Origin of the sequence: Streptomyces lydicus, assembly GCF_000717345.1 — a bacterium.
GTDB classification, from domain to species: domain Bacteria; phylum Actinomycetota; class Actinomycetes; order Streptomycetales; family Streptomycetaceae; genus Streptomyces; species Streptomyces lydicus.
Genome location: NZ_JNZA01000030.1, coordinates 55,830 through 70,899 on the forward strand (window position 1 = coordinate 55,830; position 15,070 = coordinate 70,899).

General features: G+C 71.9%; 13 protein-coding genes. 7 read left to right on the forward strand and 6 right to left on the reverse strand.

The window, feature by feature from the left end:
* Positions 1-85 precede the first annotated feature (85 nt).
* Positions 86-2,902: a DEAD/DEAH box helicase gene (locus OO62_RS25825; protein WP_033269974.1), complete on the forward strand. Its 2,817-nt coding sequence runs from the start codon at positions 86-88 to the stop codon at positions 2,900-2,902.
* A gap of 110 nt (positions 2,903-3,012) precedes the next feature.
* On the opposite strand, the gene OO62_RS25830 is transcribed toward OO62_RS25825, so the two are convergent.
* Positions 3,013-4,122: an LLM class flavin-dependent oxidoreductase gene (locus OO62_RS25830; RefSeq protein WP_033269975.1), complete on the reverse strand. Its 1,110-nt coding sequence runs from the start codon at positions 4,120-4,122 to the stop codon at positions 3,013-3,015.
* A gap of 324 nt (positions 4,123-4,446) precedes the next feature.
* Here OO62_RS25830 and OO62_RS25835 point away from each other — a divergent pair, with 324 nt between their 5' ends.
* Positions 4,447-4,803 carry an L-rhamnose mutarotase gene (locus OO62_RS25835; RefSeq protein ID WP_106974899.1) on the forward strand — a complete coding sequence of 119 codons (357 nt, stop codon included), beginning with the start codon at positions 4,447-4,449 and terminating at the stop codon, positions 4,801-4,803.
* An 88-nt stretch (positions 4,804-4,891) separates the two neighbouring features.
* Here the strand turns inward: OO62_RS25835 and OO62_RS25840 are convergent, their stop codons facing one another.
* The 3 genes from OO62_RS25840 to OO62_RS25850 form a co-directional block, all read right to left on the reverse strand.
* Positions 4,892-5,326, reverse strand: a complete 435-nt coding sequence (locus OO62_RS25840) for an ester cyclase (protein ID WP_033269977.1) — start codon at positions 5,324-5,326, stop codon at positions 4,892-4,894.
* Positions 5,327-5,488: 162 nt separating this feature from the next.
* Positions 5,489-5,953 carry an ABA4-like family protein gene (locus OO62_RS25845; protein WP_033269978.1) on the reverse strand — a complete coding sequence of 155 codons (465 nt, stop codon included), beginning with the start codon at positions 5,951-5,953 and terminating at the stop codon, positions 5,489-5,491.
* On the reverse strand, positions 5,950-6,876 hold the full coding sequence (locus OO62_RS25850) for a hypothetical protein (RefSeq protein WP_228332627.1): 927 nt from the start codon (positions 6,874-6,876) through the stop codon (positions 5,950-5,952). Before OO62_RS25850 ends, OO62_RS25845 begins: the two co-directional genes overlap by 4 nt.
* 194 nt (positions 6,877-7,070) lie before the next feature.
* Here OO62_RS25850 and OO62_RS25855 point away from each other — a divergent pair, with 194 nt between their 5' ends.
* Positions 7,071-7,730 (forward strand): MerR family transcriptional regulator, encoded by a 660-nt coding sequence (locus OO62_RS25855; RefSeq protein ID WP_033269979.1) that lies wholly within the window; start codon positions 7,071-7,073, stop codon positions 7,728-7,730.
* A gap of 116 nt (positions 7,731-7,846) precedes the next feature.
* On the opposite strand, the gene OO62_RS25860 is transcribed toward OO62_RS25855, so the two are convergent.
* Positions 7,847-8,704 (reverse strand): siderophore-interacting protein, encoded by an 858-nt coding sequence (locus tag OO62_RS25860; protein WP_033269980.1) that lies wholly within the window; start codon positions 8,702-8,704, stop codon positions 7,847-7,849.
* A 47-nt stretch (positions 8,705-8,751) separates the two neighbouring features.
* Positions 8,752-9,666: a 5'-3' exonuclease gene (locus tag OO62_RS25865; protein ID WP_033269981.1), complete on the reverse strand. Its 915-nt coding sequence runs from the start codon at positions 9,664-9,666 to the stop codon at positions 8,752-8,754.
* Between the two features lie 227 nt (positions 9,667-9,893).
* On the opposite strand from OO62_RS25865, the gene OO62_RS25870 reads away from it, so the two are divergent.
* From OO62_RS25870 to OO62_RS25885, 4 genes are all read left to right on the forward strand, one after another.
* Positions 9,894-11,102, forward strand: a complete 1,209-nt coding sequence (locus OO62_RS25870; RefSeq protein WP_033269982.1) for a quaternary amine ABC transporter ATP-binding protein — start codon at positions 9,894-9,896, stop codon at positions 11,100-11,102.
* Positions 11,095-13,695 (forward strand): ABC transporter permease/substrate binding protein, encoded by a 2,601-nt coding sequence (locus OO62_RS25875; RefSeq protein ID WP_033269983.1) that lies wholly within the window; start codon positions 11,095-11,097, stop codon positions 13,693-13,695. The genes OO62_RS25870 and OO62_RS25875 overlap by 8 nt, the downstream gene beginning before the upstream one ends.
* Before the next feature lie 156 nt (positions 13,696-13,851).
* Positions 13,852-14,289 carry a hypothetical protein gene (locus OO62_RS25880; protein WP_033269984.1) on the forward strand — a complete coding sequence of 146 codons (438 nt, stop codon included), beginning with the start codon at positions 13,852-13,854 and terminating at the stop codon, positions 14,287-14,289.
* A gap of 36 nt (positions 14,290-14,325) precedes the next feature.
* Positions 14,326-15,063 carry a helical backbone metal receptor gene (locus tag OO62_RS25885; RefSeq protein ID WP_033269985.1) on the forward strand — a complete coding sequence of 246 codons (738 nt, stop codon included), beginning with the start codon at positions 14,326-14,328 and terminating at the stop codon, positions 15,061-15,063.
* The last annotated feature ends 7 nt before the right edge of the window (positions 15,064-15,070 follow it).

Sequence of the window (15,070 nt, forward strand, 5' to 3'; positions counted from 1 at the left end):
TCCGGGCCGTTCGCCCACCGTCGGGTAAAGGGCCGCCATAAAGATCGGGTCGTTGTCAGACGTGGCCGGTAGGCTCGTAAGCACGATGACCGAGGACATGTCCCCTGCTGAACGCTATGCCGCCGCCAGGCTCCGGGCGGCCGAGCAGGCCACCGCACTCGCCCCTTTCCGAGAGATGTACGACTTCGAGCTGGACCCGTTCCAGATCGAGGCGTGCGAGGCCCTGGAGGCCGGGAAGGGCGTGCTGGTCGCGGCTCCCACCGGATCCGGCAAGACGATCGTCGGCGAGTTCGCCGTCCACCTGGCCCTGGAGCAGGGCCGCAAATGCTTCTACACCACGCCCATCAAGGCGCTTTCCAACCAGAAGTACCAGGACCTGGTCAGGCGTTACGGTGCCGAGAAGGTCGGCCTGCTGACCGGTGACAACAGCGTCAACTCCGACGCACCGGTGATCGTGATGACCACCGAAGTGCTGCGCAACATGCTCTACGCGGGCTCGCAGTCGCTGGCCGGCCTCGGCTATGTGGTGATGGACGAGGTGCACTACCTCTCCGACCGCTTCCGCGGCGCCGTCTGGGAAGAGGTGATCATCCATCTTCCCGATTCCGTGACGCTGGTGTCACTGTCGGCGACGGTCTCCAACGCCGAGGAGTTCGGCGACTGGCTGGACACCGTCCGCGGTGACACCGCGGTGATCGTCTCCGAGCACCGCCCGGTACCGCTGTGGCAGCACGTGCTCGCGGGCCGCCGGATATACGACCTCTTCGAGGAGCGGGACGGGCAGGGCGGCGGCCGCCGCGAGGTCAACCCCGACCTGGAGCGGCTGGCCCGTATGGAGAACAGCCGGCCGACGTTCGGCCGGGACAAGCGCCGGGGCCGCACGCTGCGCGAGGCGGACCGGGAGCGCGAGCGCAGGCAGCGCGCCAGGATCTGGACGCCGAGCCGGCCCGAGGTGATCGAACGCCTCGACAACGAGGGCCTGTTGCCCGCGATCACCTTCATCTTCAGCCGCGCCGGCTGCGAGGCGGCCGTCCAGCAGTGCCTCTACTCGGGGCTGCGGCTCAACGACCCGGAGGGCCGCGAGCAGGTCCGCCGCATCGTGGAGGCGCGGACGGCCGGGATCCCGGACGACGACCTCCATGTGCTCGGCTACTACGAGTGGCTGGAGGGCCTGGAGCGCGGTATCGCGGCGCACCACGCCGGGATGCTCCCGACGTTCAAGGAGGTCGTCGAGGAACTCTTCGTCAAGGGCCTGGTCAAGGCGGTCTTCGCCACCGAGACGCTGGCGCTGGGCATCAACATGCCGGCGCGCTCGGTCGTGCTGGAGAAGCTGGTGAAGTGGAACGGCGAGCAGCACGCCGACATCACCCCCGGCGAGTACACCCAGTTGACCGGCCGGGCCGGGCGCCGCGGCATCGACGTCGAGGGCCACGCGGTGGTGCTGTGGCAGCGCGGGATGAACCCGGGTGCGCTGGCCGGCCTCGCCGGGACGCGTACGTATCCGCTGCGGTCCTCTTTCAAGCCGTCGTACAACATGGCGGTCAATCTGGTCTCGCAGTTCGGCCGGCACCGGTCGCGGGAGCTGCTGGAGATGTCCTTCGCGCAGTTCCAGGCCGACAAGTCGGTGGTCGGGATCTCGCGTCAGGTGCAGAAGAACGAGGAGGGGCTGGCGGGTTACCGGGGGTCGATGACCTGTCACCTCGGCGACTTCGAGGAGTACTCCCGGCTGCGGCGGGAGCTGAAGGATCGCGAGTCGGAGCTGGCCAAGCAGGGCGCGGCGCAGCGGCGGGTGGCGGCCGCGGCGGCGCTGGAGAAGCTCAAGCCCGGCGATGTCATCCATGTGCCGACCGGCAAGTACGCGGGGCTGGCGCTGGTCCTGGACCCGGGCATGCCCTCGGGGCGGACGAACGGCCACCGCGGCTTCGACGCGCAGGACGGCCCGCGGCCGCTGGTGCTGACCGCCGAGCGGCAGGTCAAGCGGCTCGGCTCGATCGACTTCCCGGTGCCGGTCGAGGCGCTGGACCGGATGCGGATCCCCAAGTCCTTCAACGCCCGCAGCCCGCAGTCGCGCCGCGACCTGGCGTCCGCGCTGCGCACCAAGGCCGGGCACCTGGTCCCGTCGCGGCACCGCAAGCCCCGTGCGGAGGCGGCCGACGACCGGGAGATCGCCCGGCTGCGTACGGCGATCCGCGCGCACCCCTGCCACGGCTGCGCCGAGCGCGAGGACCACGCCCGCTGGGCGGAGCGCTACCACCGACTGGCGCGTGACACCCGCCAGTTGGAGCGCCGCATCGAGGGCCGGACGAACACCATCGCCCGCACCTTCGACCGGATCTGCGCGCTGCTGACCGAGCTGGACTACCTCGAAGAGGACACGGTCACCGACGAGGGGCGCCGGCTGGCCCGGCTCTACGGCGAGCTGGACCTGCTGGCGAGCGAGTGCCTGCGCGAGGGCGTCTGGGAGGGGCTGGGCCCCGCGGAGCTCGCGGCCTGCGCCTCGGCGCTGGTGTACGAGGCGCGGCAGGCGGACGACGCGATGGCGCCCAAGCTGCCGGCCGGCAAGGCCCGCGAGGCGCTGGGCGAGATGGTCCGCATCTGGGGCCGGCTGGACGCCCTGGAGGAGGACCACCGCATCAACCAGGCAGAGGGCGTCGGCCAGCGTGAGCCGGACCTCGGCTTCGCCTGGCCCGCGTACCGCTGGGCGTCCGGCTTCGGTCTCGACGAGGTGCTGCGCGAGGCGGAGATGCCCGCCGGCGACTTCGTGCGCTGGTGCAAGCAGCTGGTAGACATCCTCGGCCAGATCGCGGCCGCCGCGCCGCCCGGCAGCTCGGTGGCGCGTACCGCCCGCCGTGCGATGGACGGCGTGCTGCGCGGCGTGGTGGCGTACTCCTCGGTGGGCTGAGCGGCTCCGGCCGGCCGGGCCCGGACCACACGACGGCGCCGCGTTCCCGTACGACGGGAGCGCGGCGCCGTCGTTCGTCCGGGCGGCCTCCTACGCCACCCGGGCGGCCGTTACGACGCCTGACGGGTCGCCCGCTCCGCGTCCCGCTTGGCGACCTCCTCGCGGACGAGCGGGATGACGTGGCGGCCGAAGTCGATGGCGTCGTCGAGCAGGTCGTAGCCGCGGGCGGAGAGGATGTCGACGCCCAGGTCGTAGTAGTCGAGCAGGGCCGCGGCGACGGTCTCCGGTGTGCCCACCAGGGCGGTGGAGTTGCCGGCGCCGCCGGTCTCCGCGGCGGTCGGGGTCCACAGCGCCCGGTCGTGCCGCTCGCCCTCGGCGGCCACCGCGAGCAGCCGCTGCGACCCGGCGTTCTGCGGGTTCGTCAGCGGGTGGCGGCGGCTGAGCGCCCCGCCGGCCTTGCGCGCCCGGATCCGGTCCAGGGTGCGGTGCGCCTTTTCCCAGGCCAGTTCCTCGGTGGGCGCGATGATCGGCCGGAAGGCGACCTGGATGCGGGGCACGTCGGTGCGCCCGGCCGCGCGTGCCGCCGCCTTCACCGAGGCGATCTGCTCGGCGGTCTGCGCCAGCGGCTCGCCCCACAGGCAGTAGATGTCCGCCTCGGCGCCGCCCGCCGCGTACGCCGCCGGGGAGGAGCCGCCGAACGACACCTGCGGATGCGGCTGTTGGACGGGGAAGGTGTCCGAGACGAAGTCGTGGAAGCGGTAGTGGGTGCCCTCGTGGTCGAAGGGCTCGTGGGTGGTCCAGATCTTCTTGACGATGCGGAGGTATTCGCGGGTGCGGTCGTAGCGTTCGTCCTTGGTGAGGGTGTCGCCCTCCCGCCGCTGCTCGTGGTCGTTGCCGCCGGTGATGAAGTGCACCGCGAGCCGGCCGTCGCTGATCCGGTCCAGCGTTGCGAAGGTCTTCGCGGCGAACGTCGGATACGAGACGTTGGGGCGGTGCGCCACCAGGATCTGCAGGGTGTCGGTGCGGGCGGCGACGAAGGCGGCGGCCGGGGACGGGTCGGGGGAGCCGGAACCGTAGGCGAACAGCACCCGGTCCCAGCCGTGGTCCTCGTGGGCGCGGGCGAGTTTGAGTGTGTAGTCCTTGTCGAAGGACGCGCCGGAGCGCGGGTTGACTTCGGAACCGTCGTGGGTCGCGGCAATGCCGAGGAACTCGACAGGCATGGGTGGCCTCGTCTTCTCGTGGTCAGGCGCTGGTGGGCAGGCGCCGGCAGCCGTCGGGCGGGCCGGGCGTGCGGGCGTACGGAAGCCGTACGGACAGGAGCACTGCGCGGGGAGAAGTCAGCGGCAACAGGAGGCCGACCACACCCGACCGAAGTCGATGTGGTCGCGGGTGACGAGCCGCTGCGAAGGACGCATGCGCTCAGTGGAACAGGTAGATGTATGCGCCGTCAACCAATTGCCGTGGCGGGCGGCCCCGTTGGCGCCGGACGGCCCGGGGCGGGCGGGCGCCGCGTAGGCACGCGCCGACCGGGGCAGGATGCGTCCATGGGTGCGCAGGGTGGCGGAGGGGCGGCCGGGGTGCGGCGCTTGGGCATGGTCATCGGGCTGCGGCCGGAACACCGCGAGGAGTACCTGCGGCTGCACGCGGAGGTCTGGCCCGAGGTACTGACCACGATCACCGCCTGCAACCTCCGCAACTACTCGATCTTCCGCCACGGCGATCTGCTGTTCTCGTACGCCGAGTACGTCGGTGACGACTACGCCGCCGACATGGCCGCGATGGCCGCCGACCCGGCAACCCAGCGGTGGTGGCGGCTGACCGCCCCCTGCCAGGAACAGACGGAGGGGGCGGTGCCGGGGGAGTGGTGGACGCCGCTGCGGGAGGTCTTCCACCACGACTAGGTGTATTGACCTGGAACGTTGTTCACCACAGGGGCGCCATCGAATTTCCCCCTTGGCAGGCCCGCCCGGACCGCAGTCCCGCCCTGGGCTATCCCGCGGCACCGCCGGGCGTCGGCATGACACCAAGCTGCTGGAGGAAGCCGAGGAGGTCCTTGTCCGACCACTTTTCGGCGAGCTTGCCGTTCTCGACGCGATGCATCACTGTCGCGGTCATCGTGATCGGCCTACCGGTGGCAGGGATGCCCGGGAGGTCCCTCTCGTGCACTCCACGAGCCGTCAGCCGCGTCACGACCCTGTCGCCCTCCGCGATCTGGTCTTCGATCTCGTGGGTTCCGGGTGTGGCGTCCCAGAACAGGCGGAAAGCCTGCTTGAGTCCCTCACGACCGGGTGCGAACCCTGGAAACGGTGGCGGCGAGTGGTCCTGGTAGTCCTCGGCCACGAGAGCGTCCATGGCATCCAGGTTGCCCTCGTCGATCTCCTGGTAGAAGCGGCGAACCAGCCTCTTGTTCTCCTCGGTGGACACCGGAACCTCTCTGCGCGCTCACTTCGTGCTGCCGGAACGGCACCTACAACCCGCATTGTCATCTGTCGGCTCCCTGTCGGCACCCACGGCGCGCCAGGCCACGCGGGCATCCGCTCAGAAACGGCTACCCAGGTGACTCAGCGCCCCGATGGCAGGCAAACGTTATTTGCGGCGCGGTGCGGCGCGGTGCGGTGCGGCGCGGCGGGTGCGGCGGCGGACGACGGCCCGGAGGGCGAGGAAGAGCAGCACGCCGAACGGGGAGAGCAGCACGGTCAGCACCAGCAGCGGCCCCATGACCAGCGGGTGGATCCGCAGCGTACGGGCCTCCCGGTACATCCACTGCCCCAGGAACAGATCCCAGGCGATCACCTGCGCCCAGATCGCGCCGGCCCCGCCGCCGAGCCGCAGCAACTCCTGGAAGCCGGCCAGATCGGGGTGGCTGACGGCGGCCCACAGCTGCGGGAACACCCCGGCGGCCAGCACGAGGTAGACCGCGAGGACCGGCACCATCGGCAGCGGCGAGGCGGCGATCCGGTCGGTGAAGCGCCACCCGGGGGCCAGGATCATCAGCGCCCAGAACGGTGCCGCGAGCAGGAAGGCCAGGTCGAAGAGGGTGCTGTTGGTCATCGCGGCAACTCCGGTGCGGTGAGGGGGGACAGGGCGGGGCCGGCGCCGGCGCCCGGGCCGTCCGCCGGGCGGCGCAGGGCCGCGTACGTCCCGGCCGCGGTGGCTGCCACCAGGACGCCGAGCGCACCCAGCGTCGGGGCGTCGGGGTGGATCAGTGCCTGGCCGCGCAGCGCCTGCCAGGTCACCAGCGCCAGCAGCCCGGTGAGGAAGCCGGCTGCGACCAGTACCAGGCGCAGCCGGGTCCGCTCGCTCCGCAGCCGGCCGGCCCGCCCGGCCAGCGCCTCGATCCCGTAGAGGAACAGCGGCAGCGCCTGGAGGGCGTGCATGCCGACGAAGTGCGGGACGCGCAGATCGCCGCCGGTGGTGTTCCAGCCGGTGAGCGGCATGGCCGGGCCGCCGTCGGGGACGCCGACGCTGTGCGCGCCGACGACGGTCCGCAGGGCGCCCGCGGCCTGCTGCTCGGGGGTGGGGGCCAGCATCAGCCCGCCGACCAGCAGGCCGGCCAGGGCGATCAGCGCGCCGAGCCGGATCGCCCAGGTGACGGCCCGGTCGCCGAGGCGGGCCCGCAGGAGCAGCACCGCGATGACGAGGGTGCCGAGCCACAGGACCACGATGGTGAGCCCCATGACCACGAACAGCGCCCGGTCCAGCGGGGTTTCGACGTTGAAGTGGCTGCGCCGGCCGCGGGCGGCCTGCCCGGTGATGACGGCCATCTCGACGATGCCGGCCGCCACGACGGTGCGGGCGGCCCATCGGCCGGTCCGCCCCGGCGCCGGGTGCCGGGAGAGCATCCAGGCGAGCGTCAGCCCGTAGGCGGCGAACGACACCGCGAACTTGAACGGCTTGAACCAGATCGGTGCCCCGGCCAGCACCCGGTCGTCGAGGACCAGGCCGGCCGCGGTGACGGCCGCGAGTGCGGCCATCGCCCAGGAGAAGGCGAGCAGTGAACGGTATCTGGACATACGGATCCCCCCGGAGAGTATGGATAGTGGCGCTAACCGCTATCTGATAGCAGGACTATCTAAGATGAGGGCCGGATTGGCAAGGCCGGGAGTGGGCAGGGCGCCCGGAAAGCACACGGCGCCGGGTGGGAACCCGGCGCGGGAAAGGGCGGCAGATGCGCATCGGGGAGTTGAGTCGCGCGACGGGCGTCGCGGTCCCGACGATCAAGTACTACGTCCGCGAGGGGCTGCTGCCCGCGGGCCGGCTGACCAGCCCCAACCAGGCGCGTTACGACGACGGTCACGTGCGCAGGCTGCGGCTGATCCGCGGGCTGATGGACGTCGGCGGGCTCTCGGTCTCGGCCGTCCGCGAGGTGCTGGCCGCCGTCGACTCGCCGCGGGAGCCGGTGCACAAGGTCCTCGGCGCGGCCCAGCTGGCGATCACCCCGCCGCCGGCGGTGACCCCGGACGGCATGGAGGCGGCGCGCGGGAAGGTCGCGGAGATCATCCGCCGGCGCGGCTGGCGGGTGGGGGACGACAACCCCGCCGTCGAGGCGCTGGCCGTGGCGCTGGCCACCTTCGAGGGCATCGGCCACGGTGACTTCGAGGAGGTCGTGGACGACTACGCCGCGGCCTGCGAGCGGGTGGCCGAAGCCGATCTGGCCTGGGTGGGCCGCAACGCGGAGGTCGACGGCCTGGTGGAGAGCGTCGTGGTGGGGACGGTCCTGGGGGACGCGGTCCTGACGGCGATGCGGCGGTTGGCGCACGTGGACGCCTCGGCCCGCCGGTACGAGCAGGGGACGGGAGGCCCGGCGGGCGCGTCCGGGACGGCGTAGGCCGTGTCTTTCGGATCATGCCGGGCCGAAAGACACTGCCCAGGCGTCGGTGGGCCGGACACGGGTGCGGCCCGGCCGCCGGAACGGCCGGGTCGCACCCGGGTGATGACGAGCGGTCAGGAAGCCGCGGCCGGCGTCGCCTCCTGCTCGGCCTCCACCTGCTGGTTCCAGGCGCGCTTGCCGGCCTGCCAGCCGTCCTCGTCGTGGCCGGTGCGCCAGTAGCCGGAGATCGAGAGCGACTCGCGGGGGATCTCCCGCTCGACGCGCAGCAGGCGGCGGAGTTCCTTGACGAAGCCCGCCTCGCCGTGCACGAACGCCTGGACCCGGCCGGCCGGGAAGTTCAAGTCCCGTACGGCGGCGACCAGTTCGCGGCCGACCGGGGCCGCGCCGCGGTACAGCCAGCGGACAGTGGCGCCGGCCGGGGCGTCCAGCTCCTGGCGCTCCTCCGGGCCGGCCACCTCGATGAAGGCGTGCACCGGAACGCCCGCGGGCATCCGCGCCAGCGAGGCCGCGACGGCCGGCAGGGCACTCTCGTCGCCCACCAGCAGGTGCCAGTCGGCGTCGGCCTCCGGGGCGTAGGCGCCGCCGGGCCCGAGGAAGTAGACCTCGTCGCCCGGCCGGGCGGCGGCCGCCCAGGGGCCGGCCAGGCCCTCGTCGCCGTGCACCACGAAGTCCACGGTCAGCTCGCGCGCCCGTTCGTCCCAGGCGCGCACGGTGTACGTACGGGTCCGCGGCCACTGGTCGCGCGGGAACTCCGCACGGATCTGCGCGATGTCGAACGGCTCGGGGTAGCGCACGCCGGGCAGCGGGAAGACCAGCTTGACGTAGTGGTCGGAGTACTCGCCGGCCGTGAACTCCGCCAGCCCTTCGCCGCCGAGCACCACCCGGACCATGTGCGGGGTGAGGCGCTCGGTGCGCTCCACCCGGGCCCGGTGCAGGGCGGGCTTCTTGCGGGACGGACGCTCTGCTGCCACGGCAATCTCCCCTGATGCGGCTTGTTAGGTATACCTAACCTAACAGGTTACCGGCGGAGGGTGACGAGAAGCCGCTGCAGGGCGCCGCCCAGGCCCCACCGTGCGGCCAGCGCCTCCAGCCGCTCGGGGTCGGCCGGCTCGGCGGGCAGCGTGTGGTCGACGGTGGGGACGGTGACGTCGGTGGCCACCTTGACGACCTTGGGGGCGACGTCGAGGTACGGGCGGGCCTCCAGCAGGCGGGCGCGCTGCGCGGGGGTCACCTTCGAGGCGGGGTCCTCGGCGGCGGCCCGGATGCCCGCGAGGTCGCCGTAGGTGGCGAGCAGCTTGGCGGCGGTCTTCTCGCCGATCCCGGGGACGCCGGGCAGTCCGTCGCTGGGGTCGCCGCGCAGCAGTGCCAGGTCCGCGTAACCGGGCCCGTCCACCCCGTACTTCTCGCGCAGCAGCGCCTCGTCGGTGACCTGGAGCGTGCCCACGCCCTTGAGGGGGTACAGCACGCGGATCCCGCGCCGGTCGTCGACGAGCTGGAACAGGTCGCGGTCGCCGGTGACGATGTCCACCGGGCCGGCGGCTCGCGCGGTCAGGGTGCCGATGATGTCGTCCGCCTCGTAGCCGGCCGCGCCGATCCGGGCGATGCCGAGCGCGTCCAGCACCTCCTCGATGACCGGGACCTGCGGCGAGAGGGTGTCGGGGATCTCCTCCTCGTCGGGCTCCGCGGAGCCGGCGGGGGCCTCCTCGGCCACCCGGTGCGCCTTGTAGGAGGGGATCAGATCGACCCGCCACTGGGGACGCCAGTCGAAGTCCATGCAGGCGACCAGGTCGTCGGGGTGGTGGTCCTGGACGAGCCGGGCGATGAAGTCCAGCAGACCGCGCACCGCGTTCACCGGAGTGCCGTCCGGGGCTTTGACTGATTCCGGTACCCCGAAATAGGCGCGGAAGTAGAGGGAGGCGGTGTCGAGGAGCATCAGGCGTCGAGTCACACCTCGCATGATGCCGTATGCCCCATACGTCACACCGATGTGATCTGAAACACCGTCGTGTTTGAGCCCCATAAAGACGGGCAGGCGCGCAGGCGGAGTGGACCCGCTGAAAGTTTCAACTATTTCGGCGGTGAAGGCGGCCGATCCCGTCCCGCTCCACGACCTGCCGGCGGGGGTGGCAGGTCGTTCCCCGTGCGACAAGAGAGGCTTATGTGTCCAGGCTGCAAGCCGAGCACCTGTACAAGGTGTTCGGCAGACGACCCGAGGACGCGGTCCGCAAACTCGAAGCCGGTGCCGACCGGGACGAGTTGCGGGCCGACGGCACCACCGCCGCCGTGATCGACGCGTCGATCGAGGTGGACGAAGGGCAGATCTTCGTCGTCATGGGTCTGTCCGGTTCCGGCAAGTCGACGCTGCTGCGGATGCTCAACGGGCTGCTGGAGCCGACCGCGGGAACCGTCCGGTTCGACGGCCAGGACCTCACCTCTCTCAGCGACAAGGAACTGCGCAAGGTCCGCTCCGAGAAGATCTCCATGGTCTTCCAGCACTTCGCGCTCTTCCCGCACCGCAGCGTGCTGGAGAACGCCGGCTACGGCCTCGAAGTACAGGGCGTCCCCCGCGCCGAGCGGGAGCGGCGGGCCGCCGAGGCGCTGGCCCTCACCGGGCTGGAGGGCTGGGAGAAGTCCTGGCCCGACGAGCTCTCCGGCGGTATGCAGCAGCGCGTGGGCCTGGCCCGGGCGCTGGCCACCGACGCCGATCTGCTGCTGATGGACGAGTCCTTCAGCGCGCTCGACCCGCTGATCCGCCGTGACATGCAGGACCAGCTGCTGGAGCTTCAGAAGAGCCTCAAGAAGACCATCGTCTTCATCACCCACGACCTCAACGAGGCAATGCGCCTCGGTGACCGGATCGCGGTGATGCGGGACGGGCGGATCGTGCAGATCGGCAGCGCCGAGGACATCCTCGTGCGCCCCGCCAACGACTACGTCGCCTCCTTCATCCAGGACGTGGACCGCAGCCGGGTGCTGACCGCGGGTGCGGTCATGTCGGAGGTCGGCACGGTGCTCGGCACCACCGCCCCGGACGGCAGGACGCTGGGCACCGCGGCGGAGTTCCGCGCCGCCGCGCCCGCCACGGTCGGTCAGGACACGCCGCTCGCCGAGCTGTTCACCCCCTGCTCGGCCAGCACCGTCCCGGTCGCGGTGACGGACGACAAGGGCGCGCTGGTCGGAGCCGTACCGGCCGAGCGGCTGCTCGCGGTGCTCGGCGAGTCCGCGGAGCCGCAGCCCGCGCCCGGCGTCCCCGCCCAGCCCGCGGTCAAGACCCCCGCGAAGGCCCCCGTGGACGAGACGCCCGGGAACGACGAGCCGGTTGAGCCGGGCAGGAACGAGCCCGAGGACAAGGTGATCGCCGGTGCCTAGGATCCAGATAGGCAGCTGGGCGAACGACGCCGTCAACTGGCTGCGGGACAACCTCGACTGGCTGTTCACGCTCCTCACCAAGGTGCTGAACGGCCTGTACGACGCCATCCACACCGTGCTGGCCGCCCCCGAACCGCTGCTGCTGGCCGGCATCCTCGCGGTGCTCGCCTGGTGGCTGCGCGGTCTGCCGGCCGCGGTGCTCACCTTCCTCGGCTTCGCGCTGATCGACTCGATCGAGCAGTGGGGACCGACGATCGAGTCGCTCTCCCTGGTGCTGGTGGCCTGCCTGATCACCGTCGTGGTCGCCGTGCCGCTGGGCATCTGGGCGGCCCGCAGCCGGGTCGTCGGCGGTGCGCTGCGCCCGGTGCTCGACCTGATGCAGACGATGCCGGCGATGGTCTACCTGATCCCCGGCATCCTCTTCTTCGGCCTCGGTGTCGTCCCCGGCATCGTCGCCACCATCGTCTTCTCCATGCCGCCCGCGGTCCGGATGACCGAGCTCGGCATCCGGCAGGTCGACGGGGAACTGGTCGAGGCCGCCGAGGCGTTCGGCACCCACCCGCGCAGCACGCTCTTCCGGGTGCAGCTGCCGCTGGCGCTGCCGACCATCATGGCCGGAATCAACCAGGTCATCATGCTCGCGCTGTCCATGGTCGTCATCGCCGGCATGGTCGGCGGCGGCGGTCTGGGCTCCTCCGTCTACAACGCGATCAGCTCGGTCAACGTGGCGCTGGGCGCCGAGGCCGGCCTCGCGGTGGTCATCCTCGCCATGTACCTGGACCGGATGACCGGCGCGCTGAACCAGCGGGTCTCCCCGCTCGGCCGGCGCGCGCTGGCCAAGGCGCAGGCGTCGCTCGGCGGGCTGAAGTTCCTCCACTGGCGGCCCGCCACCTCCGTGGCGATGGTCGGTGTCGTGGTGCTGGCGCTGCTCGCCGGCGGGCTGGGCATGGCCGGCAAGGGCAGCGGCCAGGGCGGCGGCGGCAACGGCCGCCCGATCAGCCTCGGCTACGTCAACTGGGACGAGGGCAAGGCCACCACGTACCTCTGGAAGGAGATCCTGGAGGAGCGCGGCTACAAGCCCAAGGTGCAGGCACTGGAGGCCGGTCCGCTGTTCGCCGGGCAGGCCCGCGGCGACATCGACGTCCAGACCAACGCCTGGCTGCCGACCACCCACGCCTCGTACTGGAAGAAGTACAAGGACCACCTGGAGGACCTCGGCGCCTGGTACGACAAGACGTCGCTGGAGATCGCGGTGCCGTCCTACGTCAAGGGCGTCAAGACCCTCGACGACCTCAAGGGCAAGGGCGGCGAGTTCGGCGGCAAGATCACCGGCATCGAGCCGGGCGCCGGCGAGATGAAGATCCTCAAGGACAAGGTCCTCAAGGACTACGGCCTGGGCGGCGAGTACAAGGTCCAGGAGTCCAGCACCGCGTCCATGCTCAGCGAGCTGGACCGCTCCGTGCACCGGAAGAAGCCGATCGCGGTCACCCTGTGGTCGCCGCACTGGGCGTACGACAAGTACCCGCTCACCAAGCTCAAGGACCCCAAGGGCTCCTTCGGCTCCGGTGACAGCCTGCACCTGCTGGGCCGCAAGGGCTTCGCCAAGGACGAGCCCGAGGTCGCCAAGTGGATGAAGAACTTCCACCTGGACGAGAAGCAGCTCACCGGCCTGGAGAACGACGTCAAGAGCGCCGGCGACGGCCACGAGCAGGACGGCGTGCGCACCTGGCTGAAGAAGAACCCCGGCCTGGTCGACAAGATCGCGCCGGGCGCCGGGGCCACGTACGCCAAGGGCAAGGACGCCGGCAAGGCGCCGAACATCGGCTACCCCGCGTGGGACGAGGGCATCGCCACCACCTACCTGTGGAAGAACGTCCTGGAGAAGCGCGGCTACAAGCCGAACATCCGCAACCTCGACGTCGGGCCGATGTGGACCGGGCTGTCCACCGGGCAGATCGACGTGGAGACGGACGGCTGGCTGCCGGTGGCGCAGAAGCAGTACTGGGACAAGTACAAGAAGGATCTCGTCGACGTCGGGCCGTGGTACGACAAGACGTCGCTGGAGATCGCGGTGCCGTCCTACGTCAAGGGCGTGAAGACGCTCGACGACCTGCGCAAGCACAAGGACGAGTTCAAGGGCAAGATCATCGGAATCGAGCCGGGCACCGGTGAGATGAAGCGGCTCAAGGACACCGTCGCCCCGGCGTACGGGCTCCAGGACTTCGACGTCACCTCGGCCGGGACCAGCGCGATGCTCGCCGAGCTGGACCGGGCGTACCACAAGAAGGAGCCCATCGCGGTCGTCCTGTGGTCGCCGCACTGGGCGTACAGCAAGTACAAGCTCACCAAGCTGGCCGACCCGCAGGGCACCTGGGGCGCCAACAACCAGATCAAGACGCTCGGCAACAAGAGCTTCCCGAAGAAGTTCCCGGAGTTCGCCGGCTGGCTGAAGAACTGGAAGATGAACGCCGAGGAGCTCGGCAGCCTGGAGAAGGACATCCAGGACGCCGGCAAGGGCAACGAGAACAAGGGCGTCGAGAAGTGGATCGCCGACCACCCGGGCATCGTCGACAAGATGGCGCCGGTGAAGTGAGCGCCCACGGCGCGTAGTTGACCCGCGAGCACCCGAGCCCGTCCCCGGCCACCGCCGGGGACGGGCTCGGCCCTTTCCCGGCTCCCGGCCGGCCCGATCACCCGGGCGGCGGCGTCCGGCTCGCGGGGCGGGGCGGCCGGTGCTTCGCTGGGCAGCGTGAAGCTCGCGCATCGCGCCGTCGTCGCGCTGCTCGGGGCCGCCGCGCTGGGCGCCGCGGCACCCGCCGCCCCGGCGCGGGTCGAGCCCGATCCGGTGGTAGCCGGCCAGCGGGTGCACCTCGGTGACGGCGGGCGGTGTGGCGCCGCCGGCGGCGCGCGAGCCGTCTCGACGCTCTTCGGGCCGGTGGCACTGCGGCCGGGTGCCCACGGCATGGCCGCCGACGTGCGGGTCCCCGAGCGGGCGGCGCCGGGGCGCCACACGGTCACCATCAGGTGCGCCGCGGGCGGGGAGACGTTCACCGAGACCCTGACGGTACGGCGCGGCCGGGTCGAGGGGGTCGACGTCCCGCAGGCGGCCGGCGGGCTGGCGCTGCTGGTGCTGGCCGTGGGCGCGGCGTACCTGCTCCGCCGCCGCGGTGCCGTCGCGCAGTCCTGACGGCCCCACCGCGGACGACGGCCGTACCGTGGACGGATGACCCGTCACAGCGGCGTACGGCGTGTGGTGTCCCTGGTGCCCTCCCTGACCGAAGCGGTGGCCGTCAGCGCCCCCGGGCTGCTGGTCGGTGTCACCGACTGGTGCAGCCACCCGGCCGGGCTCACGGCCGCCCGGATCGGCGGCACCAAGAACCCCGACACCGCCGGGGTCGCCGCCCTCGCGCCGGACCTGGTGCTCGCCAACGAGGAGGAGAACCGTCCGCAGGACCTCGACGCGCTGCGGGCCGCCGGGATCGAGGTCCTGGTGACGGAAGTGCGCTCGCTGGACCAGGCGTTCGGCGAGCTGCACCGGGTGCTGGTCGACGGCTGCGGACTGCCCCGGCCCGGGTGGCTGGACGCCGCCGAGGCCGCCTGGCGCGAGCTGCCCCCGGCGGGGGAGGAGCGGGCCGCGGTGGTGCCGGTCTGGCGCCGCCCGTGGATGGTGCTCGGCAGGGACACCTTCGCCGGGGACCTCCTCGCCCGGCTCGGCGTCCGCAACGTCCACGCGGAGCACCCCGACCGCTACCCGAGGATCCCCCTCGACGCGCTGCACGCCTGCCCCGCCGACCTCGTCGTCCTGCCGGACGAGCCGTACCGCTTCACCGCCGAGGACGGCCCCGAGGCGTTCCCCGCGCTGCCCGCCGCGCTGGTCAGCGGCCGCCATCTGACCTGGTACGGGCCGTCGCTGGCGCAGGCCCCGGCCGTGCTGGCGGGGGCGCTGGCCGCCGCCCGGTGAGGGCCGG

What these genes read in the sequence shown, in the direction of transcription:
- OO62_RS25865 (WP_033269981.1), bottom strand. Translation starts at nt 9,666, where the DNA reads ATGCTCCTCGACACCGCCTCCCTCTACTTCCGCGCCTATTTCGGGGTA.
- OO62_RS25850 (WP_228332627.1), bottom strand. Translation starts at nt 6,876, where the DNA reads ATGGCCGCACTCGCGGCCGTCACCGCGGCCGGCCTGGTCCTCGACGAC.
- OO62_RS25855 (WP_033269979.1), top strand. Translation starts at nt 7,071, where the DNA reads ATGCGCATCGGGGAGTTGAGTCGCGCGACGGGCGTCGCGGTCCCGACG.
- OO62_RS25830 (WP_033269975.1), bottom strand. Translation starts at nt 4,122, where the DNA reads ATGCCTGTCGAGTTCCTCGGCATTGCCGCGACCCACGACGGTTCCGAA.
- OO62_RS25825 (WP_033269974.1), top strand. Translation starts at nt 86, where the DNA reads ATGACCGAGGACATGTCCCCTGCTGAACGCTATGCCGCCGCCAGGCTC.
- OO62_RS25885 (WP_033269985.1), top strand. Translation starts at nt 14,326, where the DNA reads ATGACCCGTCACAGCGGCGTACGGCGTGTGGTGTCCCTGGTGCCCTCC.
- OO62_RS25845 (WP_033269978.1), bottom strand. Translation starts at nt 5,953, where the DNA reads ATGACCAACAGCACCCTCTTCGACCTGGCCTTCCTGCTCGCGGCACCG.
- OO62_RS25835 (WP_106974899.1), top strand. Translation starts at nt 4,447, where the DNA reads ATGGGTGCGCAGGGTGGCGGAGGGGCGGCCGGGGTGCGGCGCTTGGGC.